This window comes from Dyella thailandensis, assembly GCF_050749815.1.
Taxonomy (GTDB): Bacteria; Pseudomonadota; Gammaproteobacteria; order Xanthomonadales; family Rhodanobacteraceae; genus Dyella_A.
Window position 1 is genome coordinate 2,748,190 of record NZ_CP192735.1, and the last position, 20,386, is coordinate 2,768,575.

14 protein-coding genes are annotated in these 20,386 nt (G+C 71.2%); 5 read left to right on the top strand and 9 right to left on the bottom strand.

The genetic code is table 11. The annotated features are described in order from the left end of the window. The first annotated feature begins 58 nt into the window (after positions 1–58). Entirely contained in the window at positions 59–1,114 is a 1,056-nt protein-coding gene (locus ACQVBX_RS12725; protein WP_431634470.1) for a serine hydrolase domain-containing protein, read from the top strand. 47 nt (positions 1,115–1,161) lie between these two features. Then, positions 1,162–1,968: an N-acetylmuramoyl-L-alanine amidase gene (locus ACQVBX_RS12730; protein ID WP_431634472.1), complete on the top strand. Its 807-nt coding sequence runs from the start codon at positions 1,162–1,164 to the stop codon at positions 1,966–1,968. 311 nt (positions 1,969–2,279) lie between these two features. Here ACQVBX_RS12730 and recD read toward each other — a convergent pair whose 3' ends face one another. From recD to trpE, 6 genes are all read right to left on the bottom strand, one after another. Then, the gene (gene recD / locus ACQVBX_RS12735; RefSeq protein ID WP_431634473.1) at positions 2,280–4,079 is read right to left on the bottom strand and encodes an exodeoxyribonuclease V subunit alpha; all 1,800 of its coding nucleotides are present in this window, start codon (positions 4,077–4,079) and stop codon (positions 2,280–2,282) included. Continuing rightward, positions 4,076–7,642: a UvrD-helicase domain-containing protein gene (locus tag ACQVBX_RS12740; protein ID WP_431634474.1), complete on the bottom strand. Its 3,567-nt coding sequence runs from the start codon at positions 7,640–7,642 to the stop codon at positions 4,076–4,078. Before ACQVBX_RS12740 ends, recD begins: the two co-directional genes overlap by 4 nt. Further along, entirely contained in the window at positions 7,639–11,103 is a 3,465-nt protein-coding gene (recC, locus tag ACQVBX_RS12745) for an exodeoxyribonuclease V subunit gamma (protein WP_431634475.1), read from the bottom strand. Before recC ends, ACQVBX_RS12740 begins: the two co-directional genes overlap by 4 nt. Positions 11,104–11,190: 87 nt before the next feature. Then, positions 11,191–11,598, bottom strand: a complete 408-nt coding sequence (locus tag ACQVBX_RS12750; RefSeq protein ID WP_431634476.1) for a hypothetical protein — start codon at positions 11,596–11,598, stop codon at positions 11,191–11,193. Positions 11,599–11,692: 94 nt separating this feature from the next. Continuing rightward, on the bottom strand, positions 11,693–12,355 hold the full coding sequence (locus ACQVBX_RS12755; RefSeq protein WP_431634477.1) for a hypothetical protein: 663 nt from the start codon (positions 12,353–12,355) through the stop codon (positions 11,693–11,695). Between the two features lie 29 nt (positions 12,356–12,384). After that, on the bottom strand, positions 12,385–13,860 hold the full coding sequence (gene trpE / locus ACQVBX_RS12760; RefSeq protein WP_431634478.1) for an anthranilate synthase component I: 1,476 nt from the start codon (positions 13,858–13,860) through the stop codon (positions 12,385–12,387). Between the two features lie 268 nt (positions 13,861–14,128). Between trpE and ACQVBX_RS12765 the strand changes: the two genes are divergently transcribed. Both ACQVBX_RS12765 and ACQVBX_RS12770 read left to right on the top strand, forming a co-directional pair. Continuing rightward, a complete protein-coding gene (locus ACQVBX_RS12765) occupies positions 14,129–15,274 on the top strand; it encodes a pilin (RefSeq protein WP_431634479.1) in 1,146 nt (381 codons plus the stop codon). A 93-nt stretch (positions 15,275–15,367) separates the two neighbouring features. Next, complete coding sequence (locus ACQVBX_RS12770; protein WP_431634481.1) at positions 15,368–16,633, top strand: energy transducer TonB; 1,266 nt, start codon at positions 15,368–15,370, stop codon at positions 16,631–16,633. Here ACQVBX_RS12770 and ACQVBX_RS12775 read toward each other — a convergent pair. From ACQVBX_RS12775 to pdsR, 3 genes are read right to left on the bottom strand one after another with little or no spacing between them, the layout of a single operon-like run. Continuing rightward, positions 16,628–18,652: an ATP-binding protein gene (locus tag ACQVBX_RS12775; RefSeq protein WP_431634482.1), complete on the bottom strand. Its 2,025-nt coding sequence runs from the start codon at positions 18,650–18,652 to the stop codon at positions 16,628–16,630. The two genes, ACQVBX_RS12770 and ACQVBX_RS12775, sit on opposite strands and share 6 nt — an antisense overlap. Positions 18,653–18,671: 19 nt before the next feature. Beyond that, positions 18,672–19,244 carry a hypothetical protein gene (locus ACQVBX_RS12780; RefSeq protein ID WP_431634483.1) on the bottom strand — a complete coding sequence of 191 codons (573 nt, stop codon included), beginning with the start codon at positions 19,242–19,244 and terminating at the stop codon, positions 18,672–18,674. After that, on the bottom strand, positions 19,241–19,930 hold the full coding sequence (gene pdsR, locus ACQVBX_RS12785; RefSeq protein ID WP_431634484.1) for a proteobacterial dedicated sortase system response regulator: 690 nt from the start codon (positions 19,928–19,930) through the stop codon (positions 19,241–19,243). Before pdsR ends, ACQVBX_RS12780 begins: the two co-directional genes overlap by 4 nt. A gap of 324 nt (positions 19,931–20,254) precedes the next feature. Between pdsR and ACQVBX_RS12790 the strand changes: the two genes are divergently transcribed. Beyond that, a complete protein-coding gene (locus ACQVBX_RS12790; RefSeq protein WP_431634485.1) occupies positions 20,255–20,383 on the top strand; it encodes a hypothetical protein in 129 nt (42 codons plus the stop codon). The last annotated feature ends 3 nt before the right edge of the window (positions 20,384–20,386 follow it).

The window sequence follows — 20,386 nt, forward strand, 5'->3', positions numbered from 1 at the left end:
GGTGGGCTCCTACAAGAGCCGCCGCGTTGATGCAGCGTACGAACAGGAAGCGCCAGTCATGTACCGATGGTTTGCCAGCCTTGCGTTGATCGTCCTCGTTTCCGGCCCTGCCATGGCGGGCACCGCCACGGGCACGGTGGACGCACTGATGCGGCCCTACACCGGCGACGTCCCCGGTGCCTCGCTGCTGATCCTCAAGGACGGCAAGCCGGTGGTGCGCCGCGGCTTCGGCTACGCCGATCTCGAACATCACGTGCCAGCCACGCCCGCCACCGACTACCGGCTCGCCTCGGTGAGCAAGCAGTTCACCGCCGCGGCGATCCTGTTGCTGGCCGAAGACCACAAGCTGTCGCTGGACGACTCCATCCGTCACTGGCTGCCCACGCTGCCGGCCTTCACCGACCGCATCCAGCTGCGCCAGTTGCTCGACCACACCGGCGGCCTGCTCGACTACGAAGACCTGATCCCGCCCGCGCAGACCGAGCAGGTCAGCGATGCCGACGTGCTGCGGCTGATCGCGCAGACCGACAACGGCTACTTCCCGCCGGGCTCGGCCTACCGCTACAGCAACACCGGCTACGTGCTGCTCGGCCTGGTGATCGAGCGGGCCTCGGGGATGACCCTGCCGGCCTTCCTGAAGGCGCGCATCTTCGCGCCGCTGCACATGGAGCACACCCTGCTCTACGAACACCACCGCGGCCCGGCCGTGCCCAACCGCGCCTATGGCTACAGCCGGATCGATGGCCACTGGCAGCGCACCGACCAGAGCGTGACCTCGGCCACTCGCGGCGACGGCGGCATCTACGCGTCGATCGACGACCTGGCCAAGTGGGATGCCGCGCTGTACGACGACCGCCTGCTCAGCGCCGCCTCGCGCCAGCTCGCTTTCAGCCCGCACGTGAAGGTCACCGGCGAACCGTACGAAGCGCAGTACGGTTTCGGCTGGCGCATCACCGGCGACACGCTGTGGCACTCCGGCGAGAGCATGGGGTTCCGCAACGTGATCGTGCGCTGGCCGAAGCGCCACCTCACGGTGATCCTGCTCAGCAACCGCAACGATCCCGAGCCGTACCAGACCGTGCTGAAGATCGCGCAGCCCTGGCTCGCGGATTGACCTTGCGCTTCACGCACTTCATGCACGCCCGAAGGAAAGCTGCTCCGATGTCCCGTTCGCTCCTGCCCCGCACGATCCGCCAGCTCGGCCTGCTCGCCGGCATCGCCCTGCTCGCCGCCTGCGCGCACGCACCGCCGCGCAATCCGCTGGCGACCTGGGTGCCGTCGCCCAACCACGACATCCGTCGGCCGGTGCTGATCGTGGTGCACTTCACCAACGAGGACTCGGCGCAGCAGGCGCTGGACACCCTGCGCACGCGCAACAGCGGCGGGCCGGTCAGTGCGCACTACCTGATCGGCAAGGACGGCCACATCTACCAGCTGGTCAGCGATCAGCTGCGCGCCTGGCATGCCGGCGGCGGTCGCTGGGGCACCATCACCGACCTCAACTCCGCCTCGATCGGCATCGAGCTGGACAACAACGGCCACGAGCCCTTCAGCCAGCCGTTGATCGACAGCCTGCTGCGCCTGCTCGGCGACCTCACCACGCGGCTGCAGATCCCGCCCACGCAGATCATCGGCCACGAAGACCTGGCGCCCACGCGCAAGGACGACCCCGGCCCGTACTTCCCCTGGAGCACGCTGGCCCAGGCCGGCTTCGGCCTGTGGCCGCAGGGGCCGCTGTGCGATCCGCCCGCCGGCTTCGATCCGTGGATGGCGCTGGCGGTGGTCGGCTATCCGCTGGACGACCGCCCGGGCGCGGTGCGCTCGTTCCACCACCACTTCCGCGCGATGCAGGGCGAGACGCTGGATGCCGAGGATGCGCGCATCCTCTACAACCTCGCGCAGCAGATCGATGGCGGCGGCAATGCCTGTGTGCCCTCTGCGGCCAGAGAGACCGAAAGTAGCCCCTAGAAGCGTCCATCACGCCTTTCCGTTATTCCCGTGATCGATGGCGATGGCAATGGCAATGGCAATGACTGTGCGCCTCACCCGGCCCGGGAAAACTGGACGCGGCCAACCGGAAGCACCGCCCACTTTGCCGTCATTCCCGCAAAAGCGGGAATCCACGGTGACCGCTGCATCAGAGCTAGATGGATTCCCGCTTTCGCGGGAATGACAGCTCTTGGGCTTCTGCGCAGATATAGAGCTTCATCGCGCCAGTGATATCCAGCGTCACGTGCGCACGCTGCTGCACGACCAGAGCAGCACGGCGCACCATGCGCTCAGCCCCCGTCGCCAGTCCGCGATAACCGCGGTGCCAACCCACCGGCGCGTTGCACCGGCCGATCCAACGCCGCCGCGACCGCCTCGCCGGTGCCCCACAGCTCGACCTGCCGCTTCGCCCGAGACAGCCCGGTGTAGAGCAACTGCCGCGACAGCAGGCGGTGCTCGGGGTCGGGCGGCAGCAACACGGCGGCGAGGTCGTACTCGGAGCCCTGGCTCTTGTGCACGGTGATGGCGAAGCCGCCCTCGTGCGGTGGCAGCGTGCCGGGGGCGAAGCTGCGTGCGCTGGCGCGGCCGTGTTCGTCGACCGTCTCGAACCACACGCGCAGCGAGCCGTCCGGCTCGGCCAGGCACAGGCCGACGTCGCCGTTGTACAGGCGCGCTGCGTAGTCGTTGCGGGTCACCAGCACGGCGCGGCCCGCGTACCAGTGGCGGTCCGGCGGCACGCCCCAGAGTTGCTTCAGGCGCTGCTCGATCCAGCCGTTGAGGGCGAGCGCGCCGAAGGCGTCCTCGCGCAGCGCCGACAGCAGCTGCCGCTGCGCCAGCGCGCGCAGCGCCTGCACGGCCGCTGCCGCGCGCGCCTCGATGTTGGCCTCGTCGCGGGGAAGCAGCGCGGGACGGATCGGCAGCGCGGCCAGTGCATCGCACCAGCCGGCCAGCGCACGGCGCAGCGTCGCGGTATCGGCCACGTCACGCCAGCGCGCGTCGTCGCCGGCGGCGGCCATCGCCTCGCGCAGCGCGCCTTCGTCGCCCCGTCGCACCGCCTGGTTGATCGGCACCAGCTGCCGCTCGGCGCGGAAGCTGTGCTCCAGCCGCACCAGGTCGCCGCGCGGATCGGCCTCGAACGCGCTCACCAGATCCATCAGCACGGAACCAGCGGCGACCGAGGTGAGCTGGTCGGCATCGCCCACCAGCACCAGGGTGGCCTGCGGCCGCACCGCGTCGAGCAGGGCGCGCAGCATCGCCAGGTCGACCATGGAGGCCTCGTCCACCACCACCACGTCGGCAGCGAGCGGATGCGCGGCGTCGCGAGTGAAGCGGTTGCGGCGCGGGTCGTAGCCGAGCAGGCGATGCAGGGTCAGCGCCTCGCTGTCGGGGATCGTCGCCAGCGCGGCGCTCCAGCTGTCGTCGAGCTGGGACGCCAGCGCCTGCTTGCCCTGGCGCAGCGATTGCACCAGTCGCTGCGCCGCCTTTCCGGTAGGCGCGGCGACCTGGATCGGCAGTGTCGTGTCGGCGGCCTGTCGCTGCAGTGCCAGCAGCATGCGCAGCACGGTGGTGGTCTTGCCGGTGCCGGGGCCGCCGGTGAGCACGAACAGCCGGCGCCCGGCGACTGCCGCCACCGCCTCGCGCTGGCGCTGCACGGCGTCGGAGCGGTCGCCGTGGAACAGCGTGTCGATCAGCGCTTCGTCGACGGCCACGGACAGGGCCGCCGCGCGCCGCGCGCGCACCGCGTTCGCCACGGCGACCTCGTGCGCGTGGTTACGCCACAGGTAGAAGCGGTCGTCGGCATCGATCACGTACGGCGTCGGCACACTGCCGTCGCCGACCAGCGGCTCGGCGCGCAGGGCGGCCAGCGCCTCGGCATCCGGCCGCGGCATGCCGTGGCGACCCGGACCGTCGCCGGAAAGCGGCAGCGCGGTGTCGCCCTCGCCGTCGGCGTAGCTGGCCCAGGCGGCCATCTTCGCCAGCAGCGGCGAACCGCCGTGGCCGAGCGTCCAGCGCAGCACGGCGCGGTCGAGCGGGCGCCACGGCGCGTCGGCCAGTTCCAGCGGAGAGGGGACGAAGCGGTAGGTGCTCATGCGGCGGCTCCTTCGAGGCGCCCGGCCAGCGCCGCGTCGGCCGCCTCGACCAGCGCATCGTCGAAGCGGTGGCGCCAGATGCCGGAGCGCGGCGCCAGCCCCACCGCACGCACGAACAGGTAGATCGCCTCGCCCAGGTGCCGGTCGCGGCGGTAGCCCGGCAGGCGCTGGCGCAGCATGCGATCCACCGCCACGGTGTAGAGCAGCGCCTGGAAGCGGTACTGGTGGTCGTCCATCGCCACGCGCAGCACGTCGGGCGTATAGCCGTCCAGACGGTCGCCGAGGTAGTTGCTCTTGTAGTCGAGCACGTGGAAGCGGCCGTCGTGTTCGAGGATCAGGTCGATCTTGCCGGTCATCCGCCCGCGCAGCTGGTTGACCGCGGTGAACGGCACCAGCGTCGGCTCGCCGTGGCGCGTGCAGGCCTCGCGCAGCGCGGCGACGGTAGCGCCATCGAGCAGGTAGTGGAATTCCATCTCGGCCAGCTGGCGCTGCGGCGGCACGCTACCGAGGTGCAGGCCGGGCAGCAGCTCGGCTTCCAGGTTGGCCTGCAGCCGCTGCGCAATGCGCTCGATCAGCGCCGGGCGCTCGCGCTCGTCCAGCGGCACGCCCGCGTCGCGCAGCTCGCGGTCGATCAGGCCGAGCTGGCGGGTCATCGGCTCGCCGATGGTGCGGTGCTCGAACATCGCGTGCAGCGCGTTGCCGATGTCGGCACCGCGGATCGCCGCCAGCGCCTGCAATTCCGCATGCGGCAGCGCCGGCTCGGCGGCGGGCAGCATGGCGTCGAGCGCCTCGGCGGCGGCATCGGCCGCCGGCGCCTCGTCGCTGGCGGCGGCATCTTCCAGCGTGCCCTCGTGGGCGCCACGGACCAGGTTGGAGAAGCTGTACACGCGCGCGTCCGGATGTGGCGGCGGCTCAGGGCGCGGCACGCGATCGCCCTCCTCCACGACGTCCGGCACGAGGCGTTCGCCGCGCCAGGGCCAGCCGTCGGTGCACCAGCCGAGCTGCGGCGCCGCCTTCGCCAGATCGAGACCGGCAGCCTGCGCGGCGAGCAGGCGTTCAATGGCTACATCCAGCGGCGCGCGTTCCGGATCGTTGGCCGGTTTGTCGCTGTTGGCCCGCGCCGGGCGATCCGGCGGCAGCACGTAGACGTGACACGCATACACGGCGCGAGTCAGCGCCACGTACAGCACTCGGAAGCGCTCGTCCTGGCCTTCGTGGTCGTACTGCGCCTTGGCCGCCTTGCCGAAGCCGATCACGCGCTGGCCGCACAGCAGTTCGTCGATCACCGGCAGGGTGTCGTTGGCGTTGCGGGTGTGGTCCCACATCAGCGGGAGGAAGACCAGGTTGAACTCCAGGCCCTTGCTGGCGTGCAGGGTCATCAGGCGCACGCGCTGCGCGTCGGACTCGATGCGCAGCTGCTGCTCGTCCGCCGCGTCGCCACCGGCAGCCTCCCCTTCACGCTGACGGGCGAACCAGACCAGCAACTGCTCGCTGCCGTGCAGCTGGTCGGCCTGCGCCTGCAGCAGTTCGCCAAGATGGCGCAGGTCGGTGAGCGCGCGCTCGCCGTCGTCACCCGCCAACAGCGCAGGCGCCGCATGCTCGATCAGTTCGCGCACCACCGCCAGCACGCCCTCGCGCTGACAGCGCGCTCGCCACTGCTGGAACTGCTGCTCGTAGTCGAGCCAGGCTTCCGGCTGCTCGCGCAGCGCCTTCAGCGTGTGGAAGCCAAGTCCGTACAGCCGCGTGGCCAGCGCCGCGCGCACCGCGCCCTCGTCGCTGGCGTGGTCGATGCCGTAGAGCAGGATCTGCAGCTCGCGCGCCACGTCCAGCGCGAACACGCTGGAGCGGCCCGCGCCCACGCAGGGCACGCCGAGGCGCTGCAGGCGCGTGCGCAGCTCGGTGATGTCCTGGTTGCCGGGCAGCAGCACGGCGATGTCGCCCGGCTGCACGGCGCGATCACCGATGCGATGGCGACCGGAAGCCAGCAGCCCGGCGATCTGCCGCGCGCAGGCGTCCAGCGCCTCGCGCGAGCGCGCCGGGACCGATGCCGGATAATCCGGCTGCCAGTGGAGCTGCAGCGGCTGCGCCAGGGGCGTGCCGTCGATCGTGTAGGGCGCGCCGTCGCGTCGGCTGCTGGCTTTCACCGGCTCGACGCGGATGCGCGCGTCCGGGTCCGCACTCAGCACGGCGCCGGCGACTTCGTAGAACTGGTTCAGCGCGGCGACCATCGCCAGCGAGGAACGGTGGTTGGTGTCCAGCCGCAGCACCTGGTCGGCGCCGTCGGCGGCGCGCAGGTAGGTGTGGATGTCGCCACCGCGGAAGCGATAGATCGCCTGCTTGGGGTCGCCGATCATCACCAGCCGCCCGCGCGGCACGCCAGCGGCGTCGCTGTAGATCGCGCGCAGGATGTCGTACTGCTGGCCGTCGGTGTCCTGGAACTCGTCCACCAGCGCCACCGGCCAGGCCGAGTGCAGGCGGTCGGCCAGCGCGCGGTCCTCGCGCCTGAGCGCGCTGCCGACGCGGGCGATCAGCTCGTCGAAACTGAGCTGGCCGCGCGCGGCCAGTCGCTCCTCGCGCCAGGCCTGCACCTGCGCCAGCCAGCCCTGCCAGGCGCGCACCTCATCGGCCTTGGCGGCGTATTCGAACAGGCGGCCGGCGCGAGCGGCGAAGGCGAGCAGGGCCTGCGTATTCGTCGCAACCAGCGCCTCGGCGGTGAGCTGGTCGCCGGCGTCGCCTTCGGCGCCGAGCAGGTTGGCGATGGCCGATGCCTTGGGCAGCTCGCCGCGCTGGCGCAGCCACTGCGCCAGCGCCAGCAGCGCGGTCTTCAGCGCGGTCTTGCGCGGCAGGAAATTCGCCTTGTCGGCGGCGAAAGCCTCCAGCGCGTCGGCCTGCGCCGCCGGCAGTTCGGCCTCCAGGCACGCGGCGTCGGGCGCCCACAAGGCGACACCCGGCTGCAGGTAGGCCTTGAGCTGGCGACGCAGCGCGGCCAGCGACGCGGGCGCTTCCGGGACCGCGACCTCGCCCTGCTGCAGCCGTCGCCACAGGTCCGCCGACCACTCGTCCAGCAGCGCCTCGGACGACACCATCTCGCCCAGCTGGAAACCGGCGCCGCTCTCGAAGGGGAAGTCGCCGAGGACGCGCCGGCACAGGCTGTGGATGGTGCCCACCGGCGCCAGGTCGAGCTCGGCCTGGGCGAGGCGCAGGCGCAGACGGTCTTGCTCGGCCTGCGTCGGATCGTCCTGCCAGCGCGCCTGCAGCCAGGCAAGGTCGGCGCCGACGTCCGGCGCGGCGATGCCGGCCTGCCAGTCGGCCGCGGCCATCTCGCCCCACACCAGCTTGGCGCGCAAACGTTCACGCAGCTCCTGCGCCGCGGCGTCGGTGAAGGTGGTGACGACCACCGCGCGTGGGCTCAAACCCTGCTCCAGCAGCAGGCGCAGGTAGAGCACGGCAATGGTCCAGGTCTTGCCCGTGCCGGCGCTCGCCTCGATCAGTGTGAGGCCGTCGCCGACCAGTTGCAGCTGGCTCCAGTCCAGCGCGGCGGCGCGTTCGGCGGTGCCGGTCATGCGTTCACCTCGTCCAGCGTGGCCGGGTCGATCAAATGCGCCAGGCGCAGCGCCAGCGCCTGCAGTTCGGCGTGCGGCGGCTGGCCGTCGGCGAAATTCGTCTCGCCAGCGAGCAGGCGCGCGTAGCCGGGCGCGTAGTCGCGCTCGCCGGTGGCGAAGCCGCCCTCCCAGGCCTGGCGCGCGGCGTCGGGCTTGTCGTCCAGCGCGGCCCAGCTGGTGCGTGGGAAGTACGGCAGCGGCTGGCGCTGGGCCTGCCGCCAGATCGCCAGCAGCGCGGCAACGCGGGCGATCAGCGCCTCGCGAATCGCGCGCGCCGTGTCCGGCGACGCGGCGCGCAGGGTCTCGTCCCACTCGTTGAACGGTCCGTCCACATCGGCGGGCTCGTCTGCGGTGAACACCGCCACCCGCACCGGCGTGGCGGTACCGGCGGCGAGGCGCAGCAGCGCCCACTCCAGGAACAGCGGCACGCGCTGGGCGAACGTCAGCGACTCGGCCTTCTTGCCCGGCCACGCGTCGAACAGCCACAGCGCGTCATCGGTCACGAACACGCGCTCCAGCACCCCTTCCACCACGTGTTCGCCCACGGCGAGCGACAGCGCGTAGGGCTGGCGCTGCGGCAGCGCGCCGGCGAACAGCGGATGCGCCTGCGCCGTGCGCAGCAGCGCGTTTACCGCGTCGCGTTCGGCCGTCCAGGCGGCCAGACCGAGCCGGCCGCCGGGCAGCATGCCGCTCAGCCGAAGCCAGGCGGGCGGCGATTCCGGCAGCTCGAAACTCCCTTCGCCCAGCGCGTCGAAGAACAGCCGTCGCCCCACCTGGTCCAGCACGCTGAAGCCCGGCTGCAGCGGTTCGTCGGCCTGCAGGCGGTCGTCCTCCAGCGCGTCGAGCCGGATATTGAGCTGGCGCGCCAGCAACTGCCGCGCGGGATCGCGAAAGTAGGCCTGCACCTCGCGCAGCGCGATGGGTCCCGGCACCTCGCCGGCGATATCGTCGCCACCGTCGAGGAACGGCGCGGTTGGTACGCCGCGCACCATGCCCGCACTGCCGCCGTCGAAAGTGAACAGGCGCGGATCGCTGCCGTCGAAGTAGCGGCGGTCGAACGGCTGCAGCGGATGCTTGATGCGCCACGGCCGGTGGATGACGCGCGGCGCGCCCGGCGCCGGCGGCCTGTCGTCCTCGTCGGCGTCGATACCGCGCAGGCCGGCCTGATCGTTCAGGCACTGCAGCAGCTCGGCCAGCGGCGCGGCCGGGTTGCGCGGCTTGCCATCGCGCACGCCCTCGCCGATGTAAGACAGGTGCAGCACTTCGCGCGCGGCCATCACCGTTTCCAGGAACAGGTAGCGGTCGTCGCTGCGCACGTCGCGGTCGCCGAGGCGGCGGTGGCGCTGCATCAGGTCGAGCCCGGCGTCGCCCGGGCCGCGCGGGAACTCGCCGTCGTTGAGGCCGAGCACGGCGACCACGCGGAACGGGATCGCGCGCTGCGGAACCATGCCGCAGAAGGTGACTCCGCCGAGCAGGAAGCGCTGGCGCTCGGGCGCGGCGGCGAGCCGTTCGCGCAGCACCTCGCGCACCACGGAAAATTCCAGCAGCGGATCGAGTCCGCAGTCGGCCGTCTCCAGCTTGGTCGACTGGAGGAAGCGGCGCAGCAACGACAGCGCCTCCACCGCCTCGCGGTCGCGCGGATCGATGTGGAACAGCGTGTCGAGCAGGCGTTCCAGCCGCGTCGCCCAGGCCGAGGCGGTGCGCGGCTCGGACGCGTCGCGATGCAGCTCGGCCAGCGCCAGCAGCAGGCGGTCCAACGCACCGAGGATCGCCGCCTGCGGACCGTGCACGCCCTCCACCGGCCACAGCTCGCCGTCAGGCAGCGCCCAGCCGTGCTCGCCGGTGTCGGCGTCGCCCAGCACGTAGCCGGCGAGCAGGCGGTCCATGCCCCAGGCGAACGTGTGCTCGTCGATGCCGGGCACGCCGAAACCTTCGCGGAACGCGCCGTCCAACGCCCAGGCCACCCGGCCCTGGCGCAGCCAGCGCGCCAGCGTGTCGAGGTCGCCTTCGCCCAGCCCCAGCGCGCGGGCCACTTCCGGCACCTGCATCAGGTCGAGCAGTTCCGGCGCGGTGAGCCGCGATTCGGGCACCGCCAGCAGGCGGCTGAAGGCGTCGAGCAGCGGATGCGTGCGGGCCATGGCCACGTCGGCCAGGTGGTAGGGCAGCGGTCCCTGGTGGCGGCCGGCCTCGCCGAACACCGCCGGCAGCAGCGGCACGTAGGCGGCGATATCCGGCGCCATCACAACGATGTCCGAGGGCTTCAGGTCCGGCCGCGCGGCCAGCTCGGCGAGCAGGGCATCGCGCAGCACCTCCAGCTCGCGCAGGCGGGTGTGGCACAGGTGCACGCGCAGCGAGCGGTCGGCCAACGCCGCGCCGGTGCCGCCTCGCAGCGGATCGATCAGCGCGGGATCGAGCGCGCGCAGGCTCTCCTGCAGGCGCGGCAGCAGGCCCGGGCTCTCGCCCGACGGCGGCGCCTCGTCCTGCCAGTGGCGCACGTCCATCGCCACCGCATCGTCGAAGCGCTGCAGGTTCAGCATGAAGTGCTGGCCCATGCGCCCCCAGGCAGCGAGCAGCGGATGCCCCATCTGCAGGAAATGCTGCTCGGAGGCCGCGCTGAAATCGGTGCGCGCGGCCAGCTCGCGCAGCTGCTCGCGCTCGCCGCGCAGGCCGGCCCAGAACTCGCGGCAGGGATCGGGCACGTACAGCACCACCGGGCGCAGCTGGCTTACCGCGCGCAGCAGTGCCAGCTCGGCCGGGGCCAGGTGGCTGATGCCGAACAGGTGCAGCGGCTCGTCGCTGGCGTGACGGGCCGGATCGCGCGCCAGCTCGCGCACCAGCGCCTGCACCCGCTCGCCGCGGTGCGGCAGACCGATATCGGCGCGCAGCTGGCGCCACAGCGGCGCCATGAAGGTGAGTTCCGGCAGGTCGTCGCGGCCGTGCTCCCAGGCGTCGAGCCAGTCCGGCCGGTACACCAGGTACTGCGTGTACAGCCGCGCCAGCCGGTCGGCCAGCTGGTAGCGGCGGCGCGCCGCGTCACCGCCGGCGAGGTAGCCCTGCACGCGGGCGTCGTCGATGCCCGGCAGGTGTTCGTGGATGCGCCAGCGCAGCCGGTCGCGGCGGTACGGCGTGAGCGCCACCGCGCCGCTGCCGAGCACGGCGAGCGCCAGCTCGTCGAGCCAGCTGCTGGGCAGCGAGATGCGCAGGTTGGCGACAATGCCGTCCGGGCCGCGCTTGCGCGCCAGCGCGCCGGCCAGCCAGTGGCGCATGCCCGGGTGTGCGGCGATCACCGTCTGCGGCGCCAGCACGTGCGCCGGCGGCACGCTGTCGAGCAGCGTCAGCAGCGGATCGAGCAGGGCTTCGAGCCGGCTCGCGCGATAGATCACGAGGCCGCGGCTGAGGTCGTCCTTGGGGGCGGTGTGCATCGTGGGGATGATAGCGGTGCGCGACGGGCGCACAGCACAACCGACCGGCATCGCAGGGACTGCGACGCGCCCTTCGTCAGCGCCGGATTACCACTCCAGCGGCGCCGGATCGCCTTCGTCGCTGCCCGCCGCGCCGCCTTCCTCGGCGCCATCCTCCTTCGCGAGGGCGTCGGGCGCCTCGGCGCCGGCGCGCTGCAGCTCCTTGCTGGCCTCGGCGCGGGCGTGGCGCAGCGCCAGCACGCAACGCAGGTTGCGCTCCATCTCGGCCAGCGTGATCGGGAAGAACGAGGCCTCGCGATCGCTCACTGTCCAGCTGTCCACCCGGCGCAGGTCCACCGGCACCTGGGCGGCATGCAGCGCCTCCATCACTTCGCGCGAGTCGACCGATCCCAACTCACAGATCAGCCGCCACAGCCAGTTGATGCGCTGGGGATCGATGCCTCGCGTCATCGGCGGGCGGCGGTATGGCAATCGGCTGAGGTCTGATTCGTTCATGGCGTTCCCTGGCGATCCGGCGCGGAGACTCCGCGGAAGGCCTACCGATAGCGGCTGCAATCGCGCCGGCTTTAGGGCGCGGACCGCGGCGGCTTTAGGGAGCGGGCCGCGGCGGATCGAACGCCAGCACCTGCTCGGTATAGGTCTCGATGAGCGCACTGAACGGGTGGCCGTCGCCATCGACCAGCAGCGCCCGGTGCTGCAGCAGCCGGTGCGGCATGGCCAGCTTGCCCGGGCGATCGGCGGGCAAGCTTTCAGCGCGTTCCCAGCCCGCCGGCAGCGGCGACCACAGCAGCTCAGCCGACAGCGTGCGCCGACGAAAATGTAGCGGCTGCACCACCTTGCCGAACGGCGCGTCGGTGGTTTCCAGGGTGTGGTTCATGGCGGCGGTGAGGCGCGCGGGCACGTACCAGTTTTCCGCCTCCGACAGCGTGCGGCCACCGCAGCGCAGCGCCACCCGGCGATAGGCCACCGGTTCATCCGCGCCGATGCCGAGCGCGGCACGCAGATCGGCCGGCAGATCGCGCGACGCACCTTGCATAGGCTCGGCCGTCACCTTGGCCGGCGACGCCATGCCATGCGCGGCGCACCAGCGCTCAAGCGTCAACGTGGCACTGTCGTGGCTGAGCAGATCGGCGTTGAGCGTCTGAAGCAACGCCAGCGCCTCGGTGCGGGCCAGCGCGGTGTCGGGCCAGGCCGGTGCCCGCGGCGGCTCGTCCGCGTGGACACCCGCGGCCAGCGCGCCGGCCAGCAACACGCCGACTCCGCCGCGGCGCACATGCCGACTCACAGCCCCTTCGCCGCCTGCGCCACGGCGCGGAACAGCGCGCGGCCCTTGTTCATCGTCTCCTCCCACTCCGACGCCGGGTCGGAGTCGTAGACGATGCCGGCGCCGGCCTGCACGTGCAGGCGGCCGTCCTGGATCACCGCGGTGCGGATCGCGATGGCGGTGTCGGCGTCGCCCCACCAGCCGATCCAGCCGATCGCGCCGGCGTAGATGTTGCGCTTGACCGGCTCCAGCTCCTGGATGATTTCCAGCGCGCGGATCTTCGGTGCACCGCTGACCGTGCCGGCCGGGAAAGTGGCCTTGAGCACGTCCATGTACGAGAGCTCGCCGCGCAGCTCGCCCTCCACCTGGCTGACGATGTGCATCACGTGCGAGTAACGCTCGACCACGAAGGACTCGGTGACCGCCACGCTGCCCGTCTCGGTAATGCGGCCCACGTCGTTGCGGCCAAGATCGATCAGCATCACGTGCTCGGCGCGCTCCTTCGGATCGGCCAGAAGCTCGGCTTCGAGCGCGGCGTCTTCGGCCTCGTCGGCGCCACGCTTGCGGGTGCCGGCGATCGGGCGCACCACCACCTTGCCGTCCTTCAGCCGGGCCAGGATTTCCGGCGAGGAGCCGACGATCTGCGTGTTGCCGAGATCGACGAAGTACATGTAGGGCGACGGGTTCAACGCGCGCAGCGCGCGGTACACGTCCACCGGGCGCGCGTTGAAGCCCACGCTGAGCCGCTGCGACGGCACCACCTGGAAGATGTCGCCGGCGCGGATGTATTCCTTCGCCTTTTCCACCATCGCCTCGAACTCGGCCTTGGTGAAGGAAGATTTGAAATCGCTCTCGTCCAGCGCCACCGACTGGGTGAGCTGCGGGTACGAGGCGCCGCCCTGGCGCAGGCGGTAGACCAGCGCGTCGAGACGGCGCTGCGCCTGCGCGTAGGCGTGCGGCTGCGAGGGATCGGCGTGCACGATCAGGTACAGCCGGCCCTTGAGGTTGTCGAACACCGCCACTTCCTCGGCCAGCATCAGCAGCACGTCGGGCGTGCCCAGCTCGTCGGGGCGATCCCACTGCGCGAGGCGCGGCTCGATGTAGCCGATCGTCTCGAAGCCGAAGTAGCCGACCAGGCCACCCGAGAAGGCCGGCAACTGCGGCAACCGCGGCACGTCGTACTGCTGGCGGAGTTTCTCGATTTCGGCCAGCGGGTCGTCCAGATGGCGGCGCTCGGTGACCTCGCCGGCGTCCTCCACTTCCAGTTCGTGGCCACGCAGGCGGTACACCCGGCGCGCGGGCAGACCGATGATCGAATAGCGTCCCCAGGTGGCGCCGCCCTCGACCGATTCGAACAGGAAGGTGTACGGGCCATCGGCCAGCTTCAGGTACACCGACAGCGGTGTGTCGAGATCGGAAAACACCTCGCGCACCAGCGGAATGCGCGTGTGGCCCTGGGCCACCAGCGCGTCGAATTCGTCTCGGGAAATCACGGGGGATCGATCCAGGCAGGAAAGACAACCGCGCCAAGATACCAGCCCGTCGCGCTGCGGGCATCGATGGCGGATATTGCGGCCGCGCACGACCACACCTAGGCTTCTCGAAGGGGAATTCAGGGGAAACGACACATCCGCTCTTCGACCGCCCGGCGTCGGCATGGCGTCGCGGCAGCGCATATGGGCGAGCGCCCCGCACACCCCAGAGATCCGTTCGTCACGAGCGGCACGGGCAAGTTGGTCATCACGACAAAGGAGTGTGGCAGTGAGTAGCGAGGCGAATATCTGGATCGGCCAAGACGGCCAGAGGTACGGACCCTATACCGAGGCGAATTTGCGCCAGTGGATCGGCGAGGGCCGCTTCGGCCCCGGCACGCTGGCCTGGCGCGAGGGGATGGCGGCGTGGGCGCCGCTGGCGCAGCTTTTTCCTGATGCAACCGCGGTGGCACCGCCGCCATTCAGCGCGCCGCCTCCACCGCCGAAAACCTTTTCTGATGGCGACGTCTCTGGCACAGCGACGACGCGCGAACAGCGGCGCTCCGAACTGCCCTCGCCGCCTTCGCTGCACTGGGGACTTGTGCTGCTGTTCGCCATTCTCACGCTGGGCCTGTTCGGGGTGATTTGGCCGTTCGTGCAGTCGAGCTGGGTGCGCAAGATCGATCGTCACAGCCATGCCACCCTGCTGCTCGGCCTGGCGCTCGGCTGCTTCGTGACAGGCTACGCCCTGATCATCGCTGCGGCGCCGGCTCGGGGAGGTTCGGCGGGCCTCCCAGCTCTTGGCCTGGTGCTCCTGCTGGCCTACTGGGTGCTCTACTTGGTCGCGTACTTCTCGATGGCCGGCTCGCTGGAGAGTCGCTTTCGGCGGGGCACACCGACCGTCCACATCGGCGGGGTCACCCTGTTTTTCTTCAACATGTACTACCTGCAGGGACAGCTACGCTGGCTGGCGCGGTGGAAGGAGACCGGTCGAGTCGACACTTCACCGCCGAAAGGTGTCTTCTACCTGCTGTGGCTGTTCCCGGGAGTCATCGCGATCCTCGCCGCCATCGCCCTTCCGGCTTACCAAGACTACGTCCTGCGCGCACAGGTCGCCGAGGGATTTGCGGTCGCTCGCGATGCCGAGACGGCCGTGGCCGCCTACTACGCCGACCATGGCGACATGCCGCAGGACAACGCCGCTGCCGGCATCGACGAGACCGCGTCGATCAATGGGCGCTACGTGTCGTCGATCGACGTGGAGGCGGGCAAGCTGGTGATCGCGTACGACGCGCCGCAGGCGAACCGAGCTCTACGGGGCCGAGTGCTGGTGCTCGTGCCATACCGGGACGCGCGGGGACAGGTGCAGTGGAACTGCAACACACCAGACACCACGATCCAGCCGCAATATCTGCCGCTGGCCTGTCGCGGCTGATATCGCGTTGATTGCGCACCCGCGGCGAACGGCACGATCGGCGCGGGAGCTTGGGTAAGCTTGCAGACGATCCCTTCGAGGAGTGCGTGGCGCATGGACACGTTCTGCTTGGTCCTCACCGGCGAGTACGCATATCCGGATACCGGCGCCGTCGATGCGCGGCTGGCTGACGCCTTCGGCATGTCGCCGGAAGCCTTTCGCGACAAGGTGTGGCAGCGCGCGCCACTGATCATCCGGCGCGGCCTCGACCAGGCCACGGCGCAGGACCAGGCCAGCCAGCTGAAGGCGCTGGGCACCGAAGCGGGCGTGCATCGCGACGAGGAGGCGCTGATCTGGCTGCTGCGCGGCGAGCGCGTGCTCGGACCGCTTCCTGCCGGGGCACGCGACCCGTACGCCCGCCCCGGCGATCGCTGGTGCCACGATGGCGACGCCAGCTGGCAGCGGCTGCCGCTCGCTGCCACACCACCGCCGCTGCCCGGGCCCGGCGCCATGCCACCGCCGTTGCCTCCCGGCGCCCGCCGTGGCCGCGGCCGCTCTTTCGCCTGGCTCGGCGGCATCGCCGCGGTGCTGGTGCTGGCGTTGCTGTGGCACCAGCATCGCGCCGCCACGCCGGCGGCTACTGCGCCGCCGGTGCGCTACGTTCCACGCCCGCTGCAGCCGTTGTCGGCCGCCGCCCCAGCGAGCACGACCACCTGTCCGGCGGGCAGCGCCGCGCAGAACGACGAGGACCGCTTCCTGCTCGCCGGCGGCCAGCGCACGCTGACCGGTCGCGCGCAGCGCAGCGGCGATGACTACGTAGCCGAGGCGATCGTGCAGCGCGATGACCACTGCCAGCCCAGCGCCGCGCAGCTCTACGTGTTTCGTCACGGCGCGTTCGTCGGCACGGCGATCGATATGCCGATCGACCCGCGCCGCACCCAGCTGACCGACTTCACGCTCGATGGGCAGGGCCAGCTCACCTACAGCCTGCGCCGCTGCGATGGCCGTGCCGGCGGTTGCGGTGAGCTGGAGACCTACCAGGCGCACCTGACGCGCGGCGACGGCGGCTGGGTGCTGGCCTATGGCGCCACCAGCGCACCGGTGGCGGTGGAGATCATCAGTCGCCCGCCGCCGCGCTATCCGGAGGAGGCGCTGCGGCAACGTCACCAGGGCACCGTGTTGCTGATGCTCACCATCGGCGCCGACGGCCTTCCGCGCGAGGTTGAGGTGGCCAAATCGAGCGGATTTCCCGAGCTGGATGCCGCCGCGGTAGCTTCCGCCCGTCAGTGGCGCTTCCGCGCGCTACGCCCCGACGGTGGCGCCACCACGGCCACCACCAGCGTGCCGGTGCGTTTCCACCTCGACTCGCCGGCGCTATAGCCGCGGACGCGGCATACCGAACAGCTGCAGCGTGAACGCCACGCCGCTGCCGTCGTCCAGATTGCGAGCCAGCGCCATGCCGCCGTGGCGCTCGGCGACCAGCCGCACCACGTACAGGCCCAGGCCCAGATGCGGCGCGTCGCCGGGCGTGGCCTTGTCGCGCAGGCTCACCAGCGAATCGAACAGCCGTGCCTGCATCGCCTCGGGCAGCAGCGGCCCCTGGTTGGCCAGGGTGATCTGCGCGCCGCCGTCGAGCGCGTGCAGCTCCAGCCGCAGCCAACCATCGGCAGGCGTGAATGAGAGGGCGTTGTCGAACAGCTTGTCCAGCGCCTGCGCAATCAACTCGGGTGCGCCGTGGAACGGCAGCGGCGCCTCGGGCAGCACGCAGTCGAAGCGTCGCGTACCGGCCAGCACGCGGTAGGAGTCGGCGCAGCCACGCACCACGTCGCGCAGGTCGACGTCTTCGGGCTCGGCGGCGGCGATCGCACGCTCCATGCGGCTGGCTTCGCTCATGGCACGCACCAGCATGCCGAGGCGGGCGGTGCCGTCGCGCGCGCGATCGAGGTACGGTGCCGCGCCGGCCGGCACGCCGCCCTCGGCATCGAGCGCGTGCTCCAGGTTGTCCAGCGAGGACTTCACGATCGCCAGCGGCGTGTTGAGTTCGTGCGACAGTTTGGACGCGAGCGTGCGCAGATAATCGGTGTAGCCGCCCACCGCCTCGAATAGCTTCTCGAAACTGCGCGCGAGGTCGCCGACCTCGTCCGGCGCATCGGCCAGCGGAAAGCGGCCCTGGCGGAACAGGCCGTCCAGACGGCCATCCGCAGCCTGTGCCCGCTCGGCGGCGTCGCGCAGCTTGCCCAGACGCAGGCTGAGCCGCGTGGCGAAGGCGAGCAGGATGCCGCCGGCCACCAGCAGCACCGCGAAACTGGTGAGCAGCAGGCCGAACAGCGCGCGATTGGCCAGCAGCGGCACCGCCCGGCTGGCCTGTTCCAGCAGCAGCACGCCGTGCACCTTGCCGGCGTGCTCGATCGGCACGGCAGCGTCGAGGACCACGCTGGCCCGCGTCTCGCCGTCGCGCCACACCGCGGCCAGCGTGCCGTGACGGGCCTGGGTCACCTCATCCGTGAGCAGGCGCGGCGCATCCTGCATCCACGGTTGCGAGGCCTGCACGCGATCGGCCAGCAGGGAACGATAGATCAGCGCGGCGAACCAGCCCGGCTGAGCGCCCTGGTTGCGATCCGCGTCGCGCCGGCCGCTCTGCGCCAGCAGCCAGCCGTCGGGCGACAGCACGCGGGCATGCACGTCGTCCGGCGCCAGCTGGGCCAGTTCGTCCGACAGCGTGCGCGAGTACGCCAGCAGCGGGCGCTGCTCGACGGCGAGCGGGTCGCCGCCATCGGCGGGGTCGAACACGCCGATGCCCAGCGCGCTAACCCCGGCCGCGCGCGGGATGCGCAACTCGATGCGATATCCGCTGCCGTCTTCCTGCCACTGCGCGGTGAGCAGATCCGGCAGGCCGTCCACCGGCGGATCCAGCGGACGGGCGCTGATCGGGCCGGGCGCGGCGCTGGCCAGCAGGTAGCGCCGCTGCGCGCTGCCGCGGGCCAGGGTCAGCACGACGTGGTCGGCACGCAGCACCAGCGGGTCGTCGACCTCGGCGCGGGTGCGGCGGCTGTCACGCACGTCCAGCCACAGGTAGAGCCAGCTGGCGTCGCGCGCCAGCAGCAGCTTGCCGCGCGTGCCCACCGGCTCGCTCCAGGGCGTGAGCGGCGCCCAGTCGTCGCCGTAGCCATCGACGGTGATCGGCGTGTCGGCGCTCTGCACGTACCAGCCCTCGCCACCTTCGGGCAGCGTGGCGCCGGTGACCGCGAGGCTGCGCGCGACCGCGCGCGCCGAGGCGGTAAGCGCCTGCGCCTGGCCGTCGCGCAGCAGGTTTTCCATCTGCCGCACGTACAGCCAGCCGGCCACCGGCAGCGCCAGCGTGCATAGCGCAACGAGCAGCAGCTTGCGGCGCAGGGTCATGGCGCGAAACGGCGCAGCATCAGGGCCGGGCGGTGGCCGGCAGCGCGGTCGCGCCGCGGCGATAGGTGGTGCCTGCCACCACGCGCAGCAGCGCATCGAGCAGCGCACGCCGCTGCGGCTCATTGGCGGCCAGCGTCATCGACCAGCTCAGCCGCACGCCGCTGGCCTGCCCCGGATCGCAGAACACGACCATGTCGTCGAGATGGTCGCTGCCTTCGTACACGTTGGCGGCGCAATGCATCCGCGGGTGCGCAATGGCCAGCGTGGTGTCGCGACCGGCCGGATCATGCTGGTGATAGCGCGTGCGGTCGGCAGCGAGCTCCGCCTCCAGCGTGGGCAGCTTGGCCGGCCACACGTTGAGCACCATCACGCGCTGCGGTTCGCCGGTCCACTCGCCCCGATAGACGACCGCATCCACGCCGATGGCGCGGGCATAGGTGCAGCAATCTGCCGTCCAGCCCTCCGGACCGACGCCCGTGATGGTCCATGCCGGCGTGGCGCCGTCGCGCGCGCCGCTGGCCAGGATGGATTGGCCGGCGCAGGCGGGGCCGGCGAGCAGGAGCAGCAGCGCCAGCAGCAGCCATCGCCTCACGGCTTCCACCGGTAGCCGACGCCGTGCACGGTCTCGATCGCGTCGAACTCCGGCGCCAGCGCGATGAACTTCTTGCGGATGCGCTTGATGTGCGAGGTGATGGTGGCGTCGTCCACCACCAGCTCAGCCTCGCGCATCAGCTGGTCGCGGTTCTTCACGTGGCCGGGGAAGCGCACCAGCGTGTGCACCATCCAGAACTCGGTGACGGTGAGCGGGATTTCCTCGCCGTTCCAGGTGATCCGCATGCGTTCGGATTCGAGCTTCAGCGGCCCGTGCTCGATCACCGTCTCGCTGGCCGCCGGGGCCTGCATCGAGGCGATGCGGCGGAACAGCGCGGCGATGCGTGCGGCCAGCTGGTGCAGGCTGGTGTCCTTGCTGAGGTAGTCGTCCGCGCCCAGGCGCAGGCCGGAGATCACGTCGAAATCCGAGTCGCGCGCGGTGAGGAAGATGATCGGCAGCGTGGGCGACTTCGCGCGAAGCTCGCGGCACAGGTCAAAGCCGCCCTCCGGCTCGTCGCCCAGCCCGATATCGATGATCACCAGTTCCGGCAGGCGCATGGCGAACGCGCTCGACGCCTCCTGCCGCGAGCCGTAGCCGCGGGTGTCGTAGCCGAAGCGGTTCAGCGCCTCGACGTAGTTGGCGCGGATCAGCGGTTCGTCTTCGACGATGGCGATGCTGCGGCCCATGGGATCGACTTCCTTCGCGTCCGTGAGTGGATGGCGCGCAGCGTGCTATGCGTGGGTGCGCGGTGCAAGCCGGTTTCGCCCTGTGCCCGCGATTTGCCCCAAGCGATCGCCCCACCGGCCGCAATATGCCGCCCGCCGTGCCCGTGCCAGGCGCCTGATGGACACCGCCGCCCGCAACCGAAGGACTTTCCCATGGCCCGCCCCGCCGCCGATGACGTCGACCGCAATGCCGAACTGCACGGCTTCGAACCGCTGCGCGTGGTGCTGGCGATCGGCGCCTTGCTGCTCGGGCTCGTGATGGGCATGCACTGAGGAGGACGCCTGATGACATCGCACGAAAATTTCACACTCGTTTCCGGACTCGATGCCATGGAAGGCCGCGTCGCCGCCGCGCAAGGAAGCGCGGCGGCGCCAGGCGCGCAGGAGCCCGATCCGGAGTGGCAGCCGCTGTAAAGC

Bases quoted from the DNA above. Each gene is read 5' to 3' on its own strand.
- ACQVBX_RS12775 (WP_431634482.1), bottom strand. From the start codon at position 18,652: ATGACCCTGCGCCGCAAGCTGCTGCTCGTTGCGCTATGCACGCTGGCG.
- recC (WP_431634475.1), bottom strand. From the start codon at position 11,103: ATGCACACCGCCCCCAAGGACGACCTCAGCCGCGGCCTCGTGATCTAT.
- ACQVBX_RS12730 (WP_431634472.1), top strand. From the start codon at position 1,162: ATGTCCCGTTCGCTCCTGCCCCGCACGATCCGCCAGCTCGGCCTGCTC.
- ACQVBX_RS12790 (WP_431634485.1), top strand. From the start codon at position 20,255: ATGACATCGCACGAAAATTTCACACTCGTTTCCGGACTCGATGCCATG.
- ACQVBX_RS12770 (WP_431634481.1), top strand. From the start codon at position 15,368: ATGGACACGTTCTGCTTGGTCCTCACCGGCGAGTACGCATATCCGGAT.
- pdsR (WP_431634484.1), bottom strand. From the start codon at position 19,930: ATGGGCCGCAGCATCGCCATCGTCGAAGACGAACCGCTGATCCGCGCC.
- ACQVBX_RS12725 (WP_431634470.1), top strand. From the start codon at position 59: ATGTACCGATGGTTTGCCAGCCTTGCGTTGATCGTCCTCGTTTCCGGC.
- ACQVBX_RS12750 (WP_431634476.1), bottom strand. From the start codon at position 11,598: ATGAACGAATCAGACCTCAGCCGATTGCCATACCGCCGCCCGCCGATG.
- recD (WP_431634473.1), bottom strand. From the start codon at position 4,079: ATGAGCACCTACCGCTTCGTCCCCTCTCCGCTGGAACTGGCCGACGCG.
- ACQVBX_RS12740 (WP_431634474.1), bottom strand. From the start codon at position 7,642: ATGACCGGCACCGCCGAACGCGCCGCCGCGCTGGACTGGAGCCAGCTG.